We start from the raw sequence: 23,076 nt of genomic DNA on the forward strand, positions 1-23,076 counted from the left end.
TTGGTATTGAATGCCGCTGCGCGACTTACACCCCACTCGCCTGCTTAGCAAACAATCGCATCAATGGCTTTATCTTACCGACACGGTACATGCCTTCATTGCGCAGTTGCTGTACCGGTCGCATTTGCGCAAGCGAGCCTGCAAATAGCCAGTTAAGTGCTGAAAAGCTGTGCATCATTAGGCTGTTGTGCGGACGACGCGAGCGCTCATAATGACGTAATGTCTGATTGCTGCCCCAAAGCTTATTGCCACTACGCGCAAAGTCATGAGTCAGTTGCTCATTCAATACTTGCACATCGAGCATACCGAGGTTCAACCCTTGACCTGCCAGCGGATGAACGCCATGCGCGGCATCACCGATCAATACCAAGTTATCCGCCACATAGCTTTTTGCTTGTTGTGCCGTTAATGGGAAGCTAGCGATGGATTCAATTTGCTGGATAGCACCAAGTTCATAATTGGTAGCAGCTGCCAATTTATTGGCGATAACGTCATCTTCTTCCTCTAGCAATGCCAACGCCTGATTGCGCGGCAGTGTCCATACGATCGATTGCCAGTGTTGCGGATTTGCCTTATCGCTATCGGTAATGTCCGCTAGCGGCAATAAAGCCAAGGTGCCCGTTGGTAACATGGCTTGGCGGGCAGTCGCTTGGTGCGGTTTTTCAGTTTGAATCGCACAACAAATCGCGGTTTGGTTATAATCCAAGGTATCTAGCCCGATGCCCGCTTGCTGACGCACAAAAGAGCTGCGACCATCAGCGCCGACCAATAGTGCCGCCTCGATGGCTGTACCATCGTCTAAAGTGACACGGTAACCGCGCCCAGCACTCAACCAATCCATGTTCACTACTTTTTGACCAGCAATGACGGTCAAATACTCACTGACCGTCTCTTCGCTCATACGTTGCCATAGTGCGTGATCGATAACCGTCGGCTCGACCATACTGCCCAGTATCTCCGGCGCAGCGTTTTTACGATTCTTTTCATGGATGCTTTCACCAAACAACAACTCACCCATCCCGTTAAATTGCCATACCTGCATTTGTGAGTAGTCCGCTTTACGCTTGGAGGCTACAATTTTTTGCCATACGCCCACATCGCTAAGCAAGTTGATGCTAGCCACGCTCAATGCATAGACACGGGCATCACGTTTGCTCAGCACGTCCTGCCAAGCAAGCTCATCACGCGCAGAACGAGCATCAATCAATGTCACTGGCATTTTATTTTGTGCCAGCTTTAACGCAAGGGTGGCACCGACGATACCGCCGCCGATAATGAGTGTGTGGTTGTTGTTCATGAAACATCCTTTATAAAGCAATCGCTCTTTTTATTAATATCTATTGATCGAACTCAATCGTTTATTGATACACTTTTAAGATTTTAAGCCCATCGCATAAGTCGCTACTAATGGCTTGATGTTTGGCAATTTATCAAAAGCAACTAAGGCCACGTTGCGTGCCAATTTCACGGCTGGATTGGTATGTGTAAAGCCATGGACAACCGCATCACAGAAGCGAATGACCCTTTTTTGATCCGCTTTTCTGGCTGTCTCATAACGCTGTAATAATTGCTTATCACCGATGTCTTTGCCTCTTAGCATTTGCGCGTTCAGCATTTGCGCCAGTACATGAGCATCGCGCATACAAAGGTTAAAGCCCTGTCCGGCTACAGGATGCAACGTGTGAGCCGCGTTGCCCATAATGACGCAGCGCCCCACCACTTGCTTGTCTGCCAACACTCGCGTTAACGGATAAGCGCCGCGGCGACCCGCAGCGATAAACGTGCCTGCGCGTTGTCCAAAACCTTGCTGCAAAGTCGCCAAAAAGTGCACGTCATCCTCTAGATACTGCGTCTCCTCACCGTTAGGGCATATCCAAACGACCGAGCGTCTATGGCCTTTTTGGTACTCGTCATTGCCATCGCCTTCTGGGTCCGTTAGTGGCAGTACCGCCAGCGGACCTGCGGGACTAAACCGTTCAATCGCTAAATGCTCATGTGGTTTGTCCGTCTCAACCACGCCAACGATAGCCGTTTGTCCATAATCGTAAGTCGTCGTTCCGATATCTAACAACTGGCGTACCGTAGAGTCGCGTCCATCGCAAGCGACCAAAACGCTGGCTTGTAACTGTTGCTCAGTCGCCGCTTCATTATTACTGATGAAACTCAACGTCACGCTATCAGCTTGCTGGGTGACCGCTGTCACATTGGCATGATCAATCAAGGTAATCAGCGGTTCCTGCTGAGCGGCTAATAACAGCTTGCGTCCAAGCCAAGCGTTTTCCATAACTTGCCCAAATGATTCGACCTTCTCTTCAGCTTTATTAAGTTGCGCACGTCCAAAACTTCCCTGCTCGCTGATTTGCACGCCATCAATGCGGCACGCATGACTTTGCAAGTCATCCCATAAGCCAATTTCTTGATAAATCTGCACAGTGCGACGTGACAGCGCGGTATTACGACTGTCTAAATAATGGCTACGCGTTTTGTCGTCATTGGGACTGATGATAGGATAACGGTTTTTCTCTAATAAAGTACTCGCAATACCATGGTGCGCAAGTAACAAGGCAAAGGACAAGCCTACATGACCACCGCCAGCGATCAGCATCTGCTGCTCCGTGATGGTTTCTATTTCTTCGGTACTTATCTCTTTGGCATTTGATCGAGTTGAATCCGTCTTTTGCATCCTATTATTCCTATTATAATCTGTTAGATATGCGTGCTAAATGCGCTCAGTAGTGAGCAGAAGCTATGTTTCGCAAATGGTCTTATTTTACTTATATTTTAAACGTTACAATAAAACACGGTGATATAGCGAGTAGATTACCACAAATTGCCTCTGTTTCTGTCCTCTTAATGGTAGACAAAACGTGTGCCCAAAAATGGCTAACGCTTATATCAGCACAGCAAAATAAGCCTGCGCCTTTGAGCGTCTCAGAAAAAGCTTGAATAAGTATGAGTGGTTGCAATCACCATACAAAAACAGCGCTATCTACATGATGAATTGCTTGAAATTTAAAAACTATCTACCATAATAAAGACAAGACATTTATTTCTCTGTATTCCCAATAATCAATAATAATTTTTTAAACATTGCCGTTATTTTTATCTCTACGATCTAAAACCAATATAAACCTACTGACTATTTTCCGTTTAAACCCGCCGCTTTATTAAAAATAATTCCTAGTGTCGGGTACACAACATAAGGATAATCGCTTGACTGATTCCATGAGCCGCCGTATAAAGTTTGAATCATTAACGCCCGCACAGCTCAAAACCGTGCTTGGTGAATATAACAATCATATGAAATATATCCAAGAGCGCCTTGATATCAAAATCAGCCAGCGCCAAGGTGATTTTTGCCTGAGTGGCGATGTCACTGGTGTCGAGCGCGGTGAGCGTATTATTTATAAGCTGGTAGACGAAGCGCAAAACTCAAAAGACATCAGTGCTGAAGAGCTGCACCTGATCATCCAATCAAGCATTTCGCGCGACGAAGACATGGCAGCCGATGAGCAAAACGCGGCCAATGCAGAAGATGAAGACGAGTTGGAAGCGGCCGAATTTACGCCCATTAGCTTGCGCACGCGTAAAGGCCGCATTATCCCGCGTGGTGGCAACCAACAGCGCTATGTACAAAACGTCCTTAGTTCTGATGTGTCGTTCGGTATTGGTCCTGCGGGTACTGGTAAAACCTATCTAGCCGTTGCTTGTGCAGTCGATATGATTGAGCGTAATGAAATTGAGCGGATTTTATTGGTACGTCCAGCAGTAGAAGCTGGCGAAAAACTGGGGTTCTTACCCGGTGATTTAACACAAAAAATCGACCCCTATTTACGTCCGTTATACGATGCACTGTATGAGATGCTAGGCTTCGAGAAAGTCGGTAAAATGATTGAGCGTCAGATTATTGAAATCGCGCCACTTGCTTATATGCGTGGTCGTACACTAAACAACTCATTCGTTATCCTAGATGAAGCACAGAACACCACACCTGAACAGATGAAAATGTTTTTGACGCGGTTGGGTTTTGGTTCACGCGCTGTTATTACCGGTGACATCACTCAGGTCGATTTGCCGCGCGGTCACAAATCGGGCTTGGCGCAAGCGATGGATATCTTGAGCGGCATTGAAGAAATTCATATCACCAAGTTTGACTCAAAAGATGTGGTACGTCACCAATTGGTTCAAAAGATCGTCGAAGCCTATGATGTGTTTGATGAAGAGCAGTTTGCTTTGCAAGAAAAACGTAAGTTTGAGCGCATCAAAGAGCAAGAACGCAAGCAAGCCATCACGGATGCCGCAGCCAAGCTATAATTGGCAAGCTTGATAGTCTAATTTTAAAATAATAAAACCGGATTACTGATATCGTAGTCCGGTTTTTTGCGATGATGGGTCATCCACTTTAACCTGATACCACTTCTTAATAGTAGAATGCTGTGGTTTGTCACTGCTATTGTTTTATTTACGGCCGACTACAGTTATTCCTAAATAGAAAAGGTACAACAATGATAATGTACTGGCAACGATATATTTTCGCAGCCCCTGTCTGCAAAGGCACAGCAAGCAAGAAAATATGATGTTGGCAGCACTGTGTTTATTTGATATTGGATTGACTATAGAGCAGTCAGGCAATAACTGAAATAATTGAGAGCATAAGATTTAGACACAAGATTTAGACACATTGTCTTATAAACCGATAAAAGGATAATGGCATGAGCCAGTCTACCAATGATAAACATGACGCAAACAATGAAACCAATAGTAATGACGCAGAGTTAGCGGCACTCGATATCAATGCTGCTGAAAGCATTGATGATGAAATACTTGATAGCTTTTATCATCGAGATCACTTATTGCACATTATGATGACGACGTTGGATTATATAGACGGGCGTATGAATCAGGGTCTGATACTGCCCTATTTTGAAGACATCGAACCTGAGCGCTGGCAGTCAAAAATCAAAGCATTAGACATCTACATTACCGATGAGGTTGAAGGACACGCATTGAATTTGGAAGCGCGCGATAAGGATTATGCGACCAACATTTTGTCTTATCCCAGCGACTTACCTACCGCCATTATTGAGCTGATGCCCACGCTTCCCTTGGGAGAGCTTGTCATTTGTCATGACGTGATGGTACGCGAAGCCAATGCGCAAAACAAAACAGTGACGCAGCATATTAGCCATTTATTAATACATGGTGTGCTGCATCTACTAGGGTTTGATCACGAACTCGGACAGGTGGAGCAAGATGAGATGGAAGATTTTGAAATCAACATTTTGGCAAAACTGGATTTACCAAATCCCTATGTCTAGTATCTACAAGATAGTAAAATGCTATAGTCAGGTCGATAGTAAAAGAATACAGTGGGACTGGAATAAATTTTTCGTGGCCTCTGTCTACAACAGCACAGCAAGCGAGAAAAATTTATTCCAGTTAAGCGTGATAATGCCATGTATCCATTGTATTTAGAATTAACCCTAGATATCTATTTTTATTCGCTAGTCTTTTTCAGGCTTCGGCAGTTTTTGCGATTCACCCATTTGGTTAATCATGAGGTCTAAACCTTTGACATGGACGCTACGCTGCGGGAATGGTATCTCAATCTTCTCATCGTCTAAAGCCACTTTGAATTGTTCTAGCAACTCACATTGCATTGACCACCAATCGGCGTTGGTGGTCCAGACGTTCAGAGTCAGATCTACCGAATTATCACCCAGATTGGTCACACGCACAATCGGCTCAGGATCGGTAAAGGCTAATGGATTGTTTTGTGCCAAGCTTATCATGACATTTTTAGCCGCTTTAATATCGGCGTCATAACCAATGCCAACCGTGATATCCACGCGGCGGTTGGGCAGCGATGAATAGTTGGTGATCGCTGAAGTAGTAATCGTGCCGTTTGGGATGATAATATCGTGGTTGTTGGTGGTCGTCAGATGCGTATTGACCAAAGTAATTTCGCCTACGGTGCCAGTAAAGCCATTGATTTGAACATAATCCCCACTAACAAAGGGACGGAAAGTGACAATCATGATACCCGCTGCAAAGTTTGACAACTGATCTTTTAGCGACAAACCAATGGCAACTGCCGCACCGCCCAATATGGCAATGACGGAGGTGGTCTGCACCCCAACCTTGCTCAACGCGGCCAAGGTGACCACGACCAAGAGCACCCCGTATAAGAGACGACCTAAGAAGCTTGCCACCGTGTCATTCAAATGACTGCGTAGCATGATCTTGTGCGCCACATTCACCGCTTTTTTGGCCAACCACAGCCCAATGACGAATATCAAGATGGCCATGACCACCTTGGTTATTAAGACGATCGCACTGGTGGTTAACGTAGCGACATCGACGGTAAAACCTAAAAATTCCATACTGACTCTTTATTCTATAATTGTATTGATAAGTTAGTCTTGATAATGTTTGCTACCTATGCTTTAAAAGCTGCCCCAATATAAAACCAACATCGTATTAGGTAGCTCGGGTAAGCCGAGTAAGTCATGTTATTAAAAGTCACGCTATTAATAGGTAACATTGACTGTATCACTATAGCGATAAGTGCGAATCAAACGCAGCTCAACAATGTCTTTCATGTCTTTGGTAAATTGACCAAAAGGTGCCGCTTGGCGTACTGACTGCTTCGCCGCTTCATCGAGTATCGTCGAGTTCGAGCTTTCTAGCAGACGAATGGCTTTAATATTACCATCACTATTGATAATAACCATTAGGCGCACATCACCTGTGATGCCTTGGGCGCGGGCTTGCACTGGATAGTGCAGATTGCCAACGCGTTCAACGTGCTCACGAAAGGTATTGATATAATCCGCTGCATCACCGCGCGTCGTCGAATTGCTGTCCATGGTTACCACTTTTGATTTGGTGGCATAGACCTGCTGACGCTGAGAGAGCTGTGCTTCTAACGTTGCGATCTGTTTACGTAGCCGCGCCTCTTGTGCCATGACATCATCTTGTGCCTGCTTGCTGTCATTGTCAGACTCAACGGCCGCTTGACGCCAGCTTAGCGTGGTTCGTAAATAGCTTTCTTGATAACGCTGCTGGCGAACTTGTCTTTGTAGATTAATAACATCTTGCGTCTCGCTCATTTGTTCAGCGGACAAAGGGCTGGTCTGATCGGTCTCTTGTCTCAACGTCTCTTGTATTGTGCCACCACCTTCTTGTGAAGCGTTGGCAATAAAACGCGCGTCTTCGTTCGGCTTCATGTTATCTGTCAGTGCTTTTGCGACATCTTGCATCATGGCAGCGGGATCTTTACCCATCGAAAAGCTAATACCAAAGATCACCAATACATGTACTGAGACGGCAATTACAATCGCAATAGACAAGCTAAAGTTACGCCTAGGCGCTTGGGCAGAAAAATGGTAGCTTTGCGAATCTTTGATATAGGCCACAATAGGTGTCATCTAATAAGAATAAATGGTGCAAACGCGACGCGCGATTACAATAAAGCGCACAAGAAAACATAAGACCCGTGTCAGTACTATCATAACATGACATAGAATTATACTACCAGTATAAGTGTGGGTGGTACAGAACCTGTTTAGCTGCTAGCAATCGCATCAGAAGATGCGGATTAAAAGCGGCAACTATACAAAGTGTAAATACACTTAAGACGCTATAGTCGATATATTCTAGTAAGGATACAGAGCGAATAGAGCGAACATTAACGTATCGTATTTATTGATCATTACCTCTCGCAGTTTGGTGTTATAAGTAGCAGTCACCAAACAGTCACTAAATGGATAACGACAAAACACAGGTGCTTATTTTTAAGCCATGATATTTGTTATATACTGTTTTATAGGTATTGAGCGATAACGCTATGATTGACCTGAATATAGGCAGTTCGAAATACAATCGATATGTTAATCATAGGTTAATAACCCTGGGCGGCTGGTATAAACTTTCTTTGCGTGCGGCTAACGCAGAGGCTACAAAAAATTCCTCCCAGTCTCACTGTAGCGCTTTTAGAATGGATCGGTTATAAATGCTTACTGGTTACTGTTAATAACCTTTTTCTAATCACTATTTTTTTGACAATTATTTTTACGCCATCTATTCAATGGCGCGCTGTGTCATTATAAGGATAATAAGTTTGAGTAGCTTTGATAATATGAGTGACGACGCAAACAACGCAGACAATTTAGACAGTTTTGATGAGCTGTTCGAAACCATTGGCGATCGTTTCGATGAGTCATTTAGTGGTGGCTGGGAGCGTCTAACCAATTCAATCAAGCAGATTTATAACAAAACAACCGATAAGCTTGAGGATGAGTTCGTTTTACCTGTGGCACAAAAATATGTCAACGATGCGCTGCAAAAGTTTGTGACCGACAATGTAAAAGCCATTTTAGAATTGCGCGTTGAGATGCACGATGATTGGTTTCGCTTGTACTGTACGGTCGATGCCGGTGGTATCTACGCGGAAGTCGCCAGTAATTTTAGTTTGGTACATGTGCAGCTTGACCGCAACGTCCAGCGCTTCGTCTTTGGTCAGCGGACTTATACCGATGTGCTTAACCTACGCTGCGAATCTTTTATCAAACGCCAAGGTATCAAGCTTGCGATCTGGTTTTATCACAGCGTCCTCAAAAAAGATCCGTTAGGCTTTATTCTCTCTTATATCAATATCGCCCGTCCAAAAGACGAAATCATTTATCTCGATATCAACCGCTGGCTCAAAAGCAATAAAAAAATCATGAGCGCCCTACATAAAGTTCAAGTGAACTACGGCGAGCTTGAAGAAGAACAAATGGTTTTAAAAGCTCAAATCAATTACCGCGATCTATTGGCGGCCAGTAGTAATGAAGACATTATTAGCGATAATGATGAGCCTGAGCTGATGCAAGGGCCTATCAAACCGATAGAAGATGCTACCGAACCCAGCCAAGAATGACCCGATAACAAAAATTATTATCCATAAAAAACGCGGTATCTGTCAGACTAACAATCTTTAAGATACCGCGTTTTTTGTTAAATGAAATCACCAATAGCTTGTTCTACCAATAATTCTCTACCGCAATATTGCCCTCACCGCGGCGGTTCATCACCAGACCCAGCGACTTTAACATCTCTTTGGTGTCTTCCACCATGTCTGGATTGCCACAAAGCATGACATGCGTGCTATCAATATTCAGATCCATACCTGCCCGCTCTTGCAGCGTGCTCTCTAACAACAGCTTGGGCAGTCGCTCAGTCAATGCGCCTTCAACGTACTCACGAGTGACAATAGGAATAAAGGTCAGCGTCGCAGGATTGTCGACCAACGAGCCAAAGTCTGCTTGTAAGCTTTCAATCTTTTTAACATAAGCAAGCTCATCGGTCGAGCGTGCACTATAAGCCAGTATAATATGTTCGTAGTCTTCCCACGTTTTCAAATCTTGTAGCATTGATAAAAATGGTGCGAGACCTGTTCCTGTTGCCAAGAGCCATAGATCCTTGGGCAAAGGTTTTTGATAACGCGCCAAGGTCAAAAACCCAAACGGCATGGTGTTAAGTAGCAACTCGTCGCCGACTTGCAAATGTTGGAGCTGCGAGGTAAAAGCACCTTCAGGAATCACGATAGAGAAAAACTCTAACACCTCATCAAAGGGAGAAGACACAATCGAGTAAGCGCGGAAGATATCTTCGTTTAATGCTGCATTCGTCTCATCATTAATATCCTCAGACATCTCATTTTGCTGCTTATAATATTGCAATTGGCTAGGATTCACGCCCAAACGTACAAACTGACCAGCGGTAAATTTAAAACTGTCAGGACGACTCACTGTAAAACTAAACAGATTGGGCGTCCATGTGGTTTTACTAAGTACCGTTACTTTTTGAATGTTGTCACTCATAATAATTGATCACTCACCTATTATTTATACTTATTAAATGGTTAGATTCTATAGTCGATTTACTTTAATAAAAGCATGCTTCTACTGGGAGAAATTTTCGAAGCCTCTGTCAGGCTTGCGAATAGCCAGCGAAGAAAATTGATACCTGTAGAACAGGCTAATGACATGTACCGTTTTCATTTTAAATCGACTATACAAACGAAAAGATGCGCCAAGCTTATCACAAAGCTGGCGCATCTTGGTTTTCTAACCGTAATTATGGATAAGTGACGGCAACATTCACCGTTACTTATCACCTGTCTTATGCAACGACACTCTTATGCAATGACACTACCAGATACGTGCCAAACTTGCCCACTCAATCATGCTGTTTGGTAAGATACCAAAGAAGACGATAATGGCCGTTACCGCAATCACCATGATCCCGCCCGTACGAATACCCCACTGCTTGGATACGTCAAACTCGATGAACTGCTTAGGACGTTTGAACAGCGTCAGCATGACACGCAAATAGTAGAATAAGCCGATGGCACTACCTAGGATAATCATTGCCGCTAAGAACCAATGCGTCCCTTGTACCGCAGACAATATCGCAAATAGCTTGGTAATAAATCCGGCTGTCAATGGGATACCTGCCAATGACAACATCATGATGGTCATAACGGCGGTCAGTACCGGACGACGCCAAAACAGTCCTTGATAATGGGTCAACTCGTCCGCTTCCCCAGACAAGCGATAAGGACTCGACATCAAGGTCACAACCCCAAAGGCCCCAATAGACGTAAACGCATAAATGGCCATATACATACTGGAGATACTATCGGCGGCGGCACCAATACTAACGATAACGATTAACACGTAACCCATATGGGCAATCGATGAATAACCGAGTAGGCGTTTGAGACTGGTTTGACGTATGGCTAGTAAATTACCCACCAAAATCGATAAAGTCGCCATGACCATCAACAACATCTGTACCGACGGCAATGCCAATAAAGACGTATCAATTAAGAAACGTACCGCTAACGCCATCATGGCAACTTTTGATACCGACGCTAAAAAGGTAGCGATGGGTGCTGGTGCGCCTTCATAAACATCCGGTGTCCACATATGAAAAGGAGCAGCCGACAGTTTAAAAGCAATACCAAACATCATCATCGCCGCGCCAAGAATCAATAGTGGCGACTCAAACAGAGTGCTCAGCGTCATACTAATCGGTTTGAAAGCCAGTGACCCGACTTCGGCATAAATGAAGGCCATACCCATCAGCAAGGTCGCTGACGCGGTCGCAGACAATACCAAATACTTCAAACCCGACTCAAGCGAGCGGTTGCGCATATAAGTATAGGCCAACATGCCATAGAGTGGCACTGAGAGCATCTCTAGACTCATAAAGAATGAGGCCATGTGCTGAGCGCTTACCATCAGTAGTGCCCCAATCGTTGACAGCAACATGAGCAAATACAGCTCATCTTTATTGTCTTTGATGTCGACCAAATACGCATAAGATAACGTACAGCAGGCCAAGGCACAAATAAAAATAACCACCATATTAAACTGAGCAAAATTATCAATCACAAATAATTGCTCTGCATTTGGTACGAGAGTGCCGCTATTGATGATACCGAGCATTTGACCAATTAAGGTAAACAGGCCAATATTTAAACCAACGACCGTAATCGTACCGGTCACCACGTGCGAGCGTTTTACGGCGATTGCGATCATGACTGCCAACACCGTAATCACAACGATTATCATTGGCGCGTAAGGCAACAATCCCATCAAATCATTCATCGTAATATTATTCATGACTTAACGTGCCTCCATTGCATCAAGCAGTTGCGACGCATCTACCTGCGTGACTTGACTGTATATATACGCATTGTTGATCCACTGCATTGCATGGCTTGACGTATCAAGGAACGGCTGTGGATATAGCCCAAGCCACACCAGTCCCGCCGCTAATACGAGTAACAACGACAGCTCACGCTTGCCCAAATCTTTGAGCTTACGCACTGGTAATCCGTGAGATCTGGCTTCTTCTACCGCCAACGTCTCAATGTTATTTTTACCAAACAACGCCCGGTGAATCAAAATAAGCGAGTACAAACCTGCCAATACCAAACTGAATGTCGCAAATACCACAAACACAGGATACTGAGCAAATGAGCCGAATAAAATCATAAATTCGCCAATGAAGTTACCAGTACCGGGAATGCCAAGTAATGCCGCGCAGAAGAACATCAATATCGGTGCATAGTAGCGGAACTGTCCCCACATACCGCCCATCAGGGTCAAATCGCGCGTGTGCAAACGCTCATATAACTGCCCTGCCATGATAAAGAGTGCGGCTGAGCTTAAACCATGCGCAAGCATCTGAATCATCAGACCTTGTAGACTGAGCAGCGTACCGGCGTAAATCGCCAGTACCACAAAGCCCATGTGCGAGATACTGGTGTAGGCCAGCAAGCGCTTCATATCGGTTTGCATAAAGGCGAGCCATGCACCATAAAAAATACCAATCGTACCAAGCGTCATCGCAATCGGTGCAAACTCTTGTGACGCCACTGGGAACAAAGGCAAAACAAATCGGATCAAACCATAAGCGGCGGTCTTAATCAAAACCCCCGCTAAATCGACCGAACCTGCGGTTGGTGCTTGTGCGTGCGCATCTGGTAACCAACCGTGAAACGGAATGATCGGCAACTTAACCGCAAAGCCGATAAAGAAGCACAGCATGATTGGGTATTCCCAGCCGCCAAGTGACGTGCCGAGCAAATCATTATAATTAAAGCTCACCACGCCCGTTTGTGCGTAGCTGATAATGACCAATACTAATATACCAATCAGCATGATAAGACCAGAGGCCTGGGTATAAATAAAGAACTTGGTCGCTGCGTATTCTTTGGTTTTACCCACCACATCATGACCCCAAATCGCGATCAAGAAGTAGATAGGAACCAGCATCATCTCCCAAAAGAAGAAGAATAAGAACAAATCAATGGCTAAGAAAACACCAATAACGCCGCCCAAGCTCCACAGCAAGTTCAAGTGGAAGAAACCAACACGGCGTTGAATCTCATTCCACGAACAGGCTACTGCCGCAATACCCAGCAGTCCTGTTAATGCCACCATCATTAGCGACAAACCATCTAGTGCCAAATGAAAGCTGATACCGAAACTTGGTATCCATGGCACACTGAATTCTGCCACCCAAGGCACCGCTGAGTCTGGCGCAATGACTTGCTTACTCATACCGCTAAAGTTGCCGTACTGCCAAAGCACCAATGACAAAGCAAAAGTCAAGATCATACCGACCAATGCAATCCAGCGCGGCAGACGTTTATTAAATCGCTCGACCAACCAGCACAGCAACCCTGCAATAAAAGGAAGTGCGATCAATGCTGGTAGCATCCACGTTTGTTGTAACTCAATCATCTTATACCACCGTCATCATTACCAGCACTAGCAATACAGCCATACCCAAGCCAAAACTTGTAGCGTAGCCTCGAAGTGACCCTGTTTGCGTCGCAGACAATATCTTATTACCTGCTGATGCCAGCTTAGGTAATACATACCACGTTTTATCAATAGGGTCGGCTTTAAATAAGCGGCCGATGAACAAAAAGGGTTTTACAAAAATTACATCGTATAGCGCATCGAAGCCCAAGCCGTGATAGCACCAGTGATATAGCCCGCCGCCAATGCGTGAACGTTTAAAGCTGGTCAGCATGCGACCTTTATCCACCACATACAGTAGCGCTGCAATCACCAAACCTGCTGCCATTGCAGCCATCGCAATATACTCAGCGGTGTGCTTAGCATGGGCTTGACCCGCCACTTCTAATAAATGCCCAACACTCTCTGGCAACACGCCCTGCAATGGCGGTGTGATCGATGCGCCAACAGCGGTTGATAGCACCAGCAGCACCGTCAATGGCAACCAATAAGACACGCCCGATAGCTTATGCGCATGCGTTTTTTCTTCGCCAAAGAAGATAATCCAAATCATACGGAAGGTATAAATAGCCGTTAAGAACGCACCGAACACTCCCATATAAAACAGTACCATGTGACCTGTGGCATAAGTTTCCCAAAGAATTGCTTCTTTCGAGTAAAAACCGACCGTCACCCAAGGAATGGCCGCAAGCGCACCGCCACCAACGATATAGCACCAAAATACCAACGGTATTTTTTTACGTAAGCCGCCCATCTTAAAGATATCTTGCTCATGATGTACCGCAAGGATAACCGCACCTGACGATAAAAACAGCAGTGCTTTAAAGAACGCATGCGTCATCAAATGGAAGATTGCGCCTTGCCACGCACCCACACCCAGCGCCAAGAACATATAGCCAATCTGACTCATGGTTGAATACGCAAGGATACGTTTAATATCCGTTTGCGCCAATGCACAAAATCCAGCAACCACCAATGTCAAGGCACCAACACCGCCCACCCAGTACAATAAGATACCTGGTGTCAGCTCAAACAATGGATGTAAACGAGCAATTAGATAAACCCCCGCTGTCACCATCGTTGCCGCGTGAATCAGTGCGGAAACTGGCGTCGGGCCTGCCATCGCATCGGCAAGCCATGTATGTAATGGCAACTGAGCAGATTTACCCATCGCACCGCCCACCAGCATCATGGTAGTCAACATCATGATTGGATTATTGATGTCGAAAACCTCTGGTGCGCGCGTAATAATCTCTTGAATGTTAAGTGTGCCAAATTCGCGGAACAATAAGAACAGACCGAAGGCTAAGAACACATCACCCACACGCGTGACCGTAAAGGCTTTTATCGCGGCACGGCCATTGGCTCTATCATGATAATAATAGCCGATGAGCAAGTACGAACAGATACCCACGCCTTCCCAGCCAAGATAGAGTAAGAACAAGTTATCTGCTAATACCAGCAATAGCATGCTGGCCACGAACAAGTTCATATAGCTAAAGAAGCGGGCAAATCCAGTGTCGCCTTTCATGTACCATGCGGCAAACAAATGGATTAAAAAGCCAATACCCGTAATGACGCCCGTCATGGTCAATGCTAAGCCATCAAAGCTCAGTCCAAAACTCGGTGCAAAATCACCCACTTGGAACCACGTCCACAGCGGTATCTGTACGACCGTTCCTGCTGCATTGGTGGTCAAAAAAGTATAGCTGACAACCAGTGTGCACAATGCTGACAACAGCATACTGCCGACACCGACAATCGCTGCCACCTGCTCCGTTAATTTGTCGCGCATAAAGGCTAAAATTAAAAAGCCAATGAGCGGGAATATAAAGGTTAATGGTAATAAACTCATGACATCATCCTTTCATCTCATTGGCGCTATCGACATCGAGATGCCCACGCTTATGATAAAACCGCAATAATATTGCCAAACCAATGGCGGCCTCTGCTGCTGCTAACGTCAAAATAAAGATAAACATAATTTGCCCATCTGGATCGACCCAGCGACTACCAGCAACCACAAATGCCAGTGCTGCCGCGTTCATCATGATCTCAAGACTCATCAACATAAATAGGAAATTACGCCTTACCATGACACCGCATAGACCAATTGCAAATAAGATCCCTGCCAAAATTAATCCATGGCTCATGGGTATCATGCCAAGGACATTTTGCGCCGCGGCAGCCGGCTGTACTAAGCCTGCCACCTCGTGGGCAAACGGCACGTTTGACACCTCTTGTGCCACGCTCGCTGCTAGTACCATCAGTCTGACTCCTTGCGCGTGACTCGTTGTACACCTACTTGCTTACCTACATTCGTGCTTACATTCATACTTACATAGTCATGCGGGTCAACATCTTTATATTCATAAGGCTCAGCCGTTTTGACTGCGTCCTGTTTTCTAAGCGAAATATCGTTGTCATATTGCTCGCCACCGTCTATATTTGGGTGAACACCTTGACTGTCTTTTTCAATCCGCTCATCGTTGACCGTCTCTTTGCCCAAATGATAGGCAGCAACCAAAGCGGCTAACAATAGTAAAGCTGCCACTTCTATTAACATCACATATTTGGTAAATAGTACTGTACCGACGGTTTTAGCCGTTACAGTTGCACCGCCAATCACCGCTGTTTCGTTATGATTAAGTCCAATCATGGCATAAAGCACAACGGCAACGATCAACGTCAATCCGGTCGGTATCGCCCAAGTACTGGCATCAAGCCAACGCTCTTCGCGCTCATCATTACTCATACCGAGATTGAGCATCATGATGACAAAAACGAACAACACCATAATAGCGCCGGCATAGACCACAATCTCAAGTGCGCCTGCAAACGGCGCGCCTAGGATAAAAAATATGCCAGCGATTGCCAATAAAGATACAATCATCGATAAAATGGCGTGTACTGGATTGGCTTGTGTTACCACGCGCAGACTGGCAAATATAGCCACAGCGGCAAGCGAATAAAACCCCGCCAATTCAGGATGGTTCAAGATATTCATCATGGCAGCAAGCTCCTTAGATCAATCGGTGCCGCTTCGTTTTGCGCTGCGCCTTTTGGTTTGTCCGCGACCGCCATACCCGTCACACGATAATAGTTATAATCAGGATATTTACCGGGTCCTGAAATGAGCAAATGCTCTTTTTCGTAGACCAAATCTTGGCGCTTGTATTCACCCAATTCAAAATCTGGGGTCATTTGAATGGCGGTCGTTGGACAGGCTTCTTCACACAATCCACAAAAGATACAGCGTGAAAAGTTGATCCGGAAAAATTCTGGGTACCAACGCCCATCGTCACGTTCCGCTTTTTGTAATGAAATACAGCCAACTGGACAGGCCACCGCACACAAGTTACAAGCCACGCAGCGCTCGTCCCCATCGGGATCACGCGTCAAGACAATACGTCCACGAAAACGCGGCGGTACGGGTACCGGCTCTTCAGGATAAAGAATGGTGTCACGCGGTCTGAGCGCATGACTATTGACCATCCACATGCTGCGGACAATGGTAAATAGTCCAATGACGGTCTTTTTTATGGTAGTAAACATGGGATTATTATCCTTATCAGCTTTACCCTAGTTCATCAATGATGGCTAGTAATGATTACAACGTTGGTGTAAAGATCAAAATGACCGCAGCAGTAATCAATAGATTGATCAAGGTGACGGGCAAGCAAACTTTCCAGCCAAAGTTCATCACTTGATCATAGCGCGGACGCATGAGTGAGCCTCGAGCCAATACAAACATGGTCATAAAGAACAGTGTCTTAATCATGAACCAAAAAGCTGGTGGAATAAATGGAATATCTAAGTTAAAAGGGGCAAGCCAGCCGCCAAAAAACAGACACGTCATCAGTGCAGAAATCAGTACGACATTGACGTATTCACCAATGAAGAACATACCAAATTTCATACCAGAATATTCGACGTGATAGCCTTCTGCCAGCTCTTGCTCTGCTTCTGGTTGGTCAAATGGGTGTCTGTGAGTGACCGCCACACCTGCCACCACAAAAGTCAAAAATCCAAAAAACTGCGGAATAATATACCAGCCGTCTACTTGTGACTCCACAATGGCGCGCAGGTTAAATGAGCCGGTTAATGCCACCACACCCATCAATGACAAGCCTAAAAATACTTCATAACTGATCGTTTGTGCCGCAGAACGCAAGCCGCCAAGTAAAGAGAATTTATTGGCAGATGCCCAACCACCGAACATCACTGCGTAAACCGCGATACCCGCCATCGCAAAGAAGAACAAAATACCAATGTCCCAATCTGCCACACCCAGTGTGGGCGAAATAGGAATAATGGCAAACGAGGCCAATGCGGTAAACATCGCGACCGCAGGTGCCAAGGTAAACATAAACTTATCGGTAAATTTTGGCGTCCAATCTTCTTTAAAGAAGATTTTGAGCATATCAGCGATCAGTTGCAATGAACCAAAAGGCCCCACACGGTTTGGACCATAACGATCTTGCCACAAGGCCAACATACGGCGCTCATAGACGATCATCATCGCCGCAACCAGCACCACGACCAAGAAGATAACCAGCGACTGCCCAACCATAAATAAAATGGACCACGCATCAAAACTTAAGCTACCGGCCAAAAAGCTTGGCACATCAGGGATAATACGGATGACTGGCATATTACACCTCCTGTGTGGTGGTCGGCGCTGTGTTCATTTGCGCTGCGTTATTATTGTCCATCATATCCTCAGCCATACCGCCCATCATGGCCACGGGTGCATCAACTTTACGAACCGACGCTGGCATGGACGGATGAATAATACTGACTTGGCCGACTGGATAACCGATACAACCTTCTGCCAAATAACTGACAAGCTGTACAGGTAAGACGATTTGTTGCTTATCAACCTCAATCGCTAGATAGTCGCCTGCAGCGATATTCCAATCTTTGGCATCATCAATACCGAGACGCCATGTTGCAACAGGCAATTGCTCAGCGACGATAGGACTGCGTGAGGCCATCATTGAGCTGGCATAAATGTTGTAAATAGGCACCAATTTGGCTTGTCCTTGCTGCAGGTTTGTCGTGGTCGAAGCAGTGGCTTCTGGTGCTACATACTGACGACTGGCCAGACGCTCCAATTGATCAAACAAACGCACACCTGGATCACCGTTTTTCAAGTGACCGCCAACTTTGTCTTGATACTTATTCCACGCTTGTGGTGAGTTCCAACCTGCCGCGTTGGCAAAAGGAATCATCGAGCTTGGCGTTTCTTTGCCACTATAACCTTCCATTGAGAAAGTCAAACCTGTATCCAAGTCTTTTGGCTGCATTGGCTCATGGACTGAAATTGGCGCGCGCATAGCAGTACGGCCTGAGTAACGACGTGGCTGACGTGCAATTTTTAGACCCGTGATACGATAATCCGCTTCAGGAGCCGCGCCCTTGATACCAGCAAGTTTTGGATGCGTAACGATTAGCGCATTAATGACATCATCCAATTGCGTCCAATCAACCTCTCTGCCTTCTAAGCTACTATGAACCGCATGTAGCCAGCGCCACCCTTCTTTGATACTACTCATCGGATGGTAGTAATTGGTGTCGTACACTTGGAAGAAACGCTGAGCACGACCTTCAGCCGAGATCAAGGTACCGTCGGCTTCAGCAAAACTAGCAGCTGGCAAAACGATATCAACATCTTTGTGCCAATCGAGCAGTTGATGATCCAATGCGATGACCGTTTTATCCGCCAATAACTGCGTCAATTTATGAGCATCAATGGCATCCGTTAATTGGTTTTCAGCGACAATCACGACATCAAAATCAGTGGCCAGTACCTCTTCTACAGATTGACCACCAAGCAGGCAAACCCCCATACTATTGGCATCTGGAACAGTAAGATAAATACCTGCTTGCGCATGATAGCTGTCATTGACTTCTTTCAATTCAAGATTGCTGGCAGGTTCGCGCTCGACATCGTCTTGCGCCTCTTTATTCGTACCTGTATCCGGTTTTTCTGGTTTGGCTGACAGCTCTTGGTCTTCGTCAGGCTGATCGGTTTGCGCCTGCTGCTCTGCCAAACGCACCTTTTCATTGTGGACGTCAACTTGATGCTGTTCGGTGGCTTTAATGGCTGCCCGCTTTTGCGTGAGCTTTTGTGTAATATGAGCGGCCGCTTCTATCAACGCATTAGACGACAAACTGGTGCCCGATATGATTAGCGGTTTATCCGCTTGTATCAGATCGTAGGCAATCTGCTGCGCCAGCGCTTGCATACCATCAGTATTGGTATCAGCTGCTGAGCTTTGCGAGTCAGTGGCTTGTGGGTCTTCGATTTTTGATAAATCATCCGCCAAGCGGTCAATCTCATCTGCCACTTTAAAACCAAGCTTGCTGATATCTTCAGGTGTGGCAACCACACTGACCTTACTAATATCTTCTAGCTTGGTTTGGGTCACGTCAATGACATAAACTGGGCTTAAAGCGTCTTGAGTGATACGTTTAACAGGTTCGGCAAGCCAAGGCTGCGTTTTCAACGCGGCCGCCATTTTTAGGCCTTCGTTTTTCGCTGCTTGACGCACTGACAATGCCACGCGCGATGAGGTTTGAGTGATATCTTCACCCAACACCAATACCGCATCGTAGCTTTCGATATCCGCCATACTTGGGTTGTAGATGCCATCAGTGCTGAGTACTTCGATGCATTTATTGACCAGTGACTGCTGCTGGTGATTGAGACCGGTTGAAAAATGGTTAAAGCCGACTAAGTTTTTTAGGGCAAAATTGGTCTCTAAGCTGGCACGTGGTGAGCCGATACCAATGACTTTTTTATCTTTAATACGCTTGATGGTTTCATCTAACGCATAATCGATATTGATTTTGACATGCTTGTCATTGATACGCTCAAGGGCTTGGGTTGGACGATCCGCACGATTGACATAGCCGTAGCCAAAACGACCACGATCACACAAGAAGTAACGGTTTACCTCGCCATTGTAGCGATTTTCGATACGGCGCAGCTCGCCATAACGCTCACCCGGTGAGATGTTGCAGCCCGCTGAGCAGCCATGGCAGATGCTTGGTGCGTACTGCATGTCCCATTTACGGTTGTAGCGCTCGGAATGGGTTTTATCAGTGAAGACACCCGTTGGGCAAACTTCGGTTAAGTTGCCTGAAAACTCGCTTTCAAACTGGCCGTCTTGATCACGACCAAAGTAAACACGATTGTTTGAACCATATACGCCCAAATCTTCGCCACCCGCGTAGTCTTTATAAAAACGAACGCAGCGGTAGCAAGCGATACAACGGTTCATCTCGTGCGCAATGAATGGCCCAAGCTCTTGATTGTGATGGGTGCGCTTGGTAAAGCGATAACGACGACGGCTGTGACCCGACATATAGGTCATGTCTTGCAAATGACAATGTCCACCTTCTTCGCAAGTTGGACAGTCGTGCGGATGATTGGTCATGAGTAGCTCAACCATCGACTTACGAAACGCTTTGGCTTCATCATCAGTGACTGAGATATACATGTCGTTATCAGCGGCAACCATGCATGACATCACAAGGCGACCACGACCTGCTTCCATATCTTCTTTATTTTGGTACTGCTTAACCGCGCACTGGCGGCACGAACCGACTGAGCCGAGGGCTGGATGATAGCAAAAGTAAGGCACATCAATGCCAAGGGACAAACATGCTTGTAGCAAGTTGTCGCTGCTATCTACTTCGACAGTGGTTCCATCAATATGTATGACTGCCATGCCGCTCTCCTTATTTCACTACTGGCTGTTGATTGGTTGCCGCATCAATGACGTCTACACCAACCGCCTGCGCGATTTTTTGATCAAACTCAGGACGGAAATATTTAATTGCACTCATGAGTGGCTCCATTGCACCTGGCGCATGCGCGCAGAATGTTTTACCAATCCATAAGTCGCGCGTGAGTCCCTCAAGTTTTTCTACGTCGCCAATTTGACCGTCACCGTCGTTGATAGCGGTCAGCAATTTTACGCCCCATGGTAGACCATCGCGGCATGGCGTACACCAACCGCATGATTCACGCTGGAAGAAAATCTCAAGATTGCGTACCAATGGCACCATATCTTGTGATTCATCGACCACCATAATTAGGCCCGTACCTAAACGACTGCCTGCTTCTTGAATTGAATCAAAATCGACAACCACATCTAAATGATCAGCGGTCAAAAAGTCCGTTGAAGCGCCGCCCGGTAACCAAGCTTTTAGCTTTTTACCGTCTTTCATACCGCCTGCCAGCTCTTCGATAATCTCACGAGCGGTATAACCAAAGGGCAACTCCCATAGACCCGGATCATTGACCAAACCTGAGCAGCCAAACAGCTTAGTACCCGGCGTTTTGCTTTTGCCTTTGATATCAGCTAACCCCTGATACCACTCTACACCGTGATTTAAAATCGCTGGCATATTGCACAACGTTTCGACGTTATTGACAACGGTTGGTCTGCCCCATGCACCAGAGATCTGTGGAAATGGTGGCTTGGTGCGCGGATTGGCGCGGCGACCTTCCAAACAGTTAATCAAGGCAGTCTCTTCGCCGCAAATGTAACGTCCAGCACCCGTATGAATATGCAGATTAAAACTAAAGTCAGACCCTAAAATGTTGTCGCCCATTAGATTATTAGCAATACACTCATCGATAGCCGCCGCCAAACGCTCGGCCGCCACAATGTACTCACCGCGAATAAAAATATAACCATCGGTAGCACCAATCGCATGGGCTGTAATCAACATGCCTTCAATCAGCTGAAACGGCAGACGCTCCATCAATAAACGGTCTTTAAATGTACCCGGCTCCATCTCATCTGCGTTACAAATAAGATAGCGCGGCAAGCCGTCAGGAGGCGACATAAACGACCATTTTAGACCAGCATTAAAACCGGCACCGCCGCGACCTCGGACATTGGCTGCTTTAATCATATTGCCGACATCTTTTGGAGACTTGTCTAATGCTTGCTTTAAGCCAGTAAAGCCTTTTAAAGACTCATAAGTCGCCAAATCAAGTACGGCATCATGGTGCGCCAAACGCCATGTCAACGGTCTGGTTTCGCTGGTAGCAGTTGCTTTATCACCATAAATTGGAACGCGCTGTTCATTCAGCTGGCTTGGCGCTTTGCCTTGGCCGCGACGAGCAATCTGCTCTGAAATCGTTAAACTCATGCGTATAGCTCCAATAATTGCGCGACCTCGGTGGGCTGGACAGGGCCATAAGTGTCTTCGTCAATCAATACGGCAGGGCCTTTATCACAGTTGCCCAAACAGCAGATCGGTAATAACGTAAAGCGACCATCCGCCGTTGTCTGCCCATACTCAATACCCAGCTGTGATCGAATTTCAGCCGATAACGCCTCATAGCCCGTTAGGTAACAAGCCACTGAATCACAAATAAGAATGACGTGACGACCGACAGGCTGACGGTAGATACGGTTAAAGAAAGTAGCAACCCCGTCCATATCTGACGTTGGAATATCTAAAATATTGGCAATGGCATTTACTTGCGCGTCATCAACCCAACCATTGCGCTTTTGTACCATTTTTAACGCATCCAGCGAGGCGGCACGCGCCTGCGGATAATGGTGCATAAACTCATGAATAGCGGCAATTTCCTCAGCGGTGAGGATACTTGCCACGTCTACTTTTGGCATTTTGTCGGAAACAATTTTCATAATTTTCTATCTTTCCTCACTCATCACGCTCTATTTCTTAATAATGACAGTCGTCTCACAACGGTCGTTAT

The 23,076-nt window shown here is 46.0% G+C and carries 18 protein-coding genes; 3 read left to right on the plus strand and 15 right to left on the minus strand.

The window, feature by feature from the left end; genetic code table 11:
- Positions 1-25: 25 nt before the first annotated feature.
- Positions 26-1,297, minus strand: a complete 1,272-nt coding sequence (locus AAJP47_RS10915) for an FAD-dependent monooxygenase (RefSeq protein WP_346717954.1) — start codon at positions 1,295-1,297, stop codon at positions 26-28.
- Between the two features lie 75 nt (positions 1,298-1,372).
- Positions 1,373-2,605, minus strand: a complete 1,233-nt coding sequence (locus AAJP47_RS10920) for an FAD-dependent monooxygenase (protein WP_346717999.1) — start codon at positions 2,603-2,605, stop codon at positions 1,373-1,375.
- Positions 2,606-3,225: 620 nt separating this feature from the next.
- On the opposite strand from AAJP47_RS10920, the gene AAJP47_RS10925 reads away from it, so the two are divergent.
- A complete protein-coding gene (locus AAJP47_RS10925) occupies positions 3,226-4,314 on the plus strand; it encodes a PhoH family protein (RefSeq protein ID WP_346718000.1) in 1,089 nt (362 codons plus the stop codon).
- A 398-nt stretch (positions 4,315-4,712) separates the two neighbouring features.
- Positions 4,713-5,318 (plus strand): rRNA maturation RNase YbeY, encoded by a 606-nt coding sequence (ybeY, locus tag AAJP47_RS10930; RefSeq protein ID WP_346717955.1) that lies wholly within the window; start codon positions 4,713-4,715, stop codon positions 5,316-5,318.
- A gap of 186 nt (positions 5,319-5,504) precedes the next feature.
- Here ybeY and AAJP47_RS10935 read toward each other — a convergent pair whose 3' ends face one another.
- Together AAJP47_RS10935 and AAJP47_RS10940 are read right to left on the minus strand one after the other, a co-directional pair.
- Positions 5,505-6,383, minus strand: a complete 879-nt coding sequence (locus tag AAJP47_RS10935) for a mechanosensitive ion channel family protein (protein ID WP_346717956.1) — start codon at positions 6,381-6,383, stop codon at positions 5,505-5,507.
- Between the two features lie 147 nt (positions 6,384-6,530).
- Positions 6,531-7,418 (minus strand): energy transducer TonB, encoded by an 888-nt coding sequence (locus AAJP47_RS10940; protein ID WP_346717957.1) that lies wholly within the window; start codon positions 7,416-7,418, stop codon positions 6,531-6,533.
- A gap of 722 nt (positions 7,419-8,140) precedes the next feature.
- Between AAJP47_RS10940 and AAJP47_RS10945 the strand changes: the two genes are divergently transcribed.
- Entirely contained in the window at positions 8,141-8,923 is a 783-nt protein-coding gene (locus AAJP47_RS10945; protein WP_346718001.1) for a hypothetical protein, read from the plus strand.
- Positions 8,924-9,026: 103 nt separating this feature from the next.
- Here the strand turns inward: AAJP47_RS10945 and AAJP47_RS10950 are convergent, their stop codons facing one another.
- From AAJP47_RS10950 to nuoE, 11 genes are all read right to left on the minus strand, one after another.
- The gene (locus AAJP47_RS10950) at positions 9,027-9,866 is read right to left on the minus strand and encodes a ferredoxin--NADP reductase (protein WP_346717958.1); all 840 of its coding nucleotides are present in this window, start codon (positions 9,864-9,866) and stop codon (positions 9,027-9,029) included.
- 330 nt (positions 9,867-10,196) lie between these two features.
- Positions 10,197-11,675 (minus strand): NADH-quinone oxidoreductase subunit NuoN, encoded by a 1,479-nt coding sequence (gene nuoN / locus AAJP47_RS10955; RefSeq protein ID WP_346717959.1) that lies wholly within the window; start codon positions 11,673-11,675, stop codon positions 10,197-10,199.
- A 3-nt stretch (positions 11,676-11,678) separates the two neighbouring features.
- Entirely contained in the window at positions 11,679-13,304 is a 1,626-nt protein-coding gene (nuoM, locus tag AAJP47_RS10960; protein WP_346717960.1) for an NADH-quinone oxidoreductase subunit M, read from the minus strand.
- 1 nt (position 13,305) lies between these two features.
- A complete protein-coding gene (gene nuoL, locus AAJP47_RS10965; protein WP_346717961.1) occupies positions 13,306-15,180 on the minus strand; it encodes an NADH-quinone oxidoreductase subunit L in 1,875 nt (624 codons plus the stop codon).
- Positions 15,181-15,184: 4 nt separating this feature from the next.
- Positions 15,185-15,487: an NADH-quinone oxidoreductase subunit NuoK gene (nuoK, locus tag AAJP47_RS10970; RefSeq protein WP_346718002.1), complete on the minus strand. Its 303-nt coding sequence runs from the start codon at positions 15,485-15,487 to the stop codon at positions 15,185-15,187.
- Between the two features lie 104 nt (positions 15,488-15,591).
- The gene (nuoJ, locus tag AAJP47_RS10975) at positions 15,592-16,335 is read right to left on the minus strand and encodes an NADH-quinone oxidoreductase subunit J (protein ID WP_346717962.1); all 744 of its coding nucleotides are present in this window, start codon (positions 16,333-16,335) and stop codon (positions 15,592-15,594) included.
- Positions 16,332-16,880, minus strand: a complete 549-nt coding sequence (gene nuoI / locus AAJP47_RS10980; RefSeq protein WP_346717963.1) for an NADH-quinone oxidoreductase subunit NuoI — start codon at positions 16,878-16,880, stop codon at positions 16,332-16,334. The genes nuoJ and nuoI overlap by 4 nt, the downstream gene beginning before the upstream one ends.
- Positions 16,881-16,935: 55 nt before the next feature.
- Entirely contained in the window at positions 16,936-17,979 is a 1,044-nt protein-coding gene (nuoH, locus tag AAJP47_RS10985; RefSeq protein WP_346717964.1) for an NADH-quinone oxidoreductase subunit NuoH, read from the minus strand.
- A 1-nt stretch (position 17,980) separates the two neighbouring features.
- Positions 17,981-21,064, minus strand: a complete 3,084-nt coding sequence (gene nuoG / locus AAJP47_RS10990) for an NADH-quinone oxidoreductase subunit NuoG (RefSeq protein WP_346717965.1) — start codon at positions 21,062-21,064, stop codon at positions 17,981-17,983.
- 10 nt (positions 21,065-21,074) lie between these two features.
- Positions 21,075-22,499, minus strand: a complete 1,425-nt coding sequence (gene nuoF / locus AAJP47_RS10995) for an NADH-quinone oxidoreductase subunit NuoF (RefSeq protein WP_346717966.1) — start codon at positions 22,497-22,499, stop codon at positions 21,075-21,077.
- Positions 22,496-23,005 (minus strand): NADH-quinone oxidoreductase subunit NuoE, encoded by a 510-nt coding sequence (gene nuoE / locus AAJP47_RS11000; RefSeq protein ID WP_346717967.1) that lies wholly within the window; start codon positions 23,003-23,005, stop codon positions 22,496-22,498. The genes nuoF and nuoE overlap by 4 nt, the downstream gene beginning before the upstream one ends.
- Positions 23,006-23,076 lie beyond the last annotated feature (71 nt).

This window comes from Psychrobacter halotolerans (genome assembly GCF_039680845.1).
Classification (GTDB): domain Bacteria; phylum Pseudomonadota; class Gammaproteobacteria; order Pseudomonadales; family Moraxellaceae; genus Psychrobacter.

Bases quoted from the DNA above. Each gene is read 5' to 3' on its own strand.
- AAJP47_RS10915 (WP_346717954.1), bottom strand. From the start codon at position 1,297: ATGAACAACAACCACACACTCATTATCGGCGGCGGTATCGTCGGTGCC.
- AAJP47_RS10920 (WP_346717999.1), bottom strand. From the start codon at position 2,605: ATGCTGATCGCTGGCGGTGGTCATGTAGGCTTGTCCTTTGCCTTGTTA.
- AAJP47_RS10925 (WP_346718000.1), top strand. From the start codon at position 3,226: ATGAGCCGCCGTATAAAGTTTGAATCATTAACGCCCGCACAGCTCAAA.
- ybeY (WP_346717955.1), top strand. From the start codon at position 4,713: ATGAGCCAGTCTACCAATGATAAACATGACGCAAACAATGAAACCAAT.
- AAJP47_RS10935 (WP_346717956.1), bottom strand. From the start codon at position 6,383: ATGGAATTTTTAGGTTTTACCGTCGATGTCGCTACGTTAACCACCAGT.
- AAJP47_RS10945 (WP_346718001.1), top strand. From the start codon at position 8,141: ATGAGTGACGACGCAAACAACGCAGACAATTTAGACAGTTTTGATGAG.
- AAJP47_RS10950 (WP_346717958.1), bottom strand. From the start codon at position 9,866: ATGAGTGACAACATTCAAAAAGTAACGGTACTTAGTAAAACCACATGG.
- nuoN (WP_346717959.1), bottom strand. From the start codon at position 11,675: ATGAATAATATTACGATGAATGATTTGATGGGATTGTTGCCTTACGCG.
- nuoM (WP_346717960.1), bottom strand. From the start codon at position 13,304: ATGATTGAGTTACAACAAACGTGGATGCTACCAGCATTGATCGCACTT.
- nuoL (WP_346717961.1), bottom strand. From the start codon at position 15,180: ATGAGTTTATTACCATTAACCTTTATATTCCCGCTCATTGGCTTTTTA.
- nuoK (WP_346718002.1), bottom strand. From the start codon at position 15,487: ATGATACCCATGAGCCATGGATTAATTTTGGCAGGGATCTTATTTGCA.
- nuoJ (WP_346717962.1), bottom strand. From the start codon at position 16,335: ATGATGAATATCTTGAACCATCCTGAATTGGCGGGGTTTTATTCGCTT.
- nuoI (WP_346717963.1), bottom strand. From the start codon at position 16,880: ATGTTTACTACCATAAAAAAGACCGTCATTGGACTATTTACCATTGTC.
- nuoH (WP_346717964.1), bottom strand. From the start codon at position 17,979: ATGCCAGTCATCCGTATTATCCCTGATGTGCCAAGCTTTTTGGCCGGT.
- nuoG (WP_346717965.1), bottom strand. From the start codon at position 21,064: ATGGCAGTCATACATATTGATGGAACCACTGTCGAAGTAGATAGCAGC.
- nuoF (WP_346717966.1), bottom strand. From the start codon at position 22,499: ATGAGTTTAACGATTTCAGAGCAGATTGCTCGTCGCGGCCAAGGCAAA.
- nuoE (WP_346717967.1), bottom strand. From the start codon at position 23,005: ATGAAAATTGTTTCCGACAAAATGCCAAAAGTAGACGTGGCAAGTATC.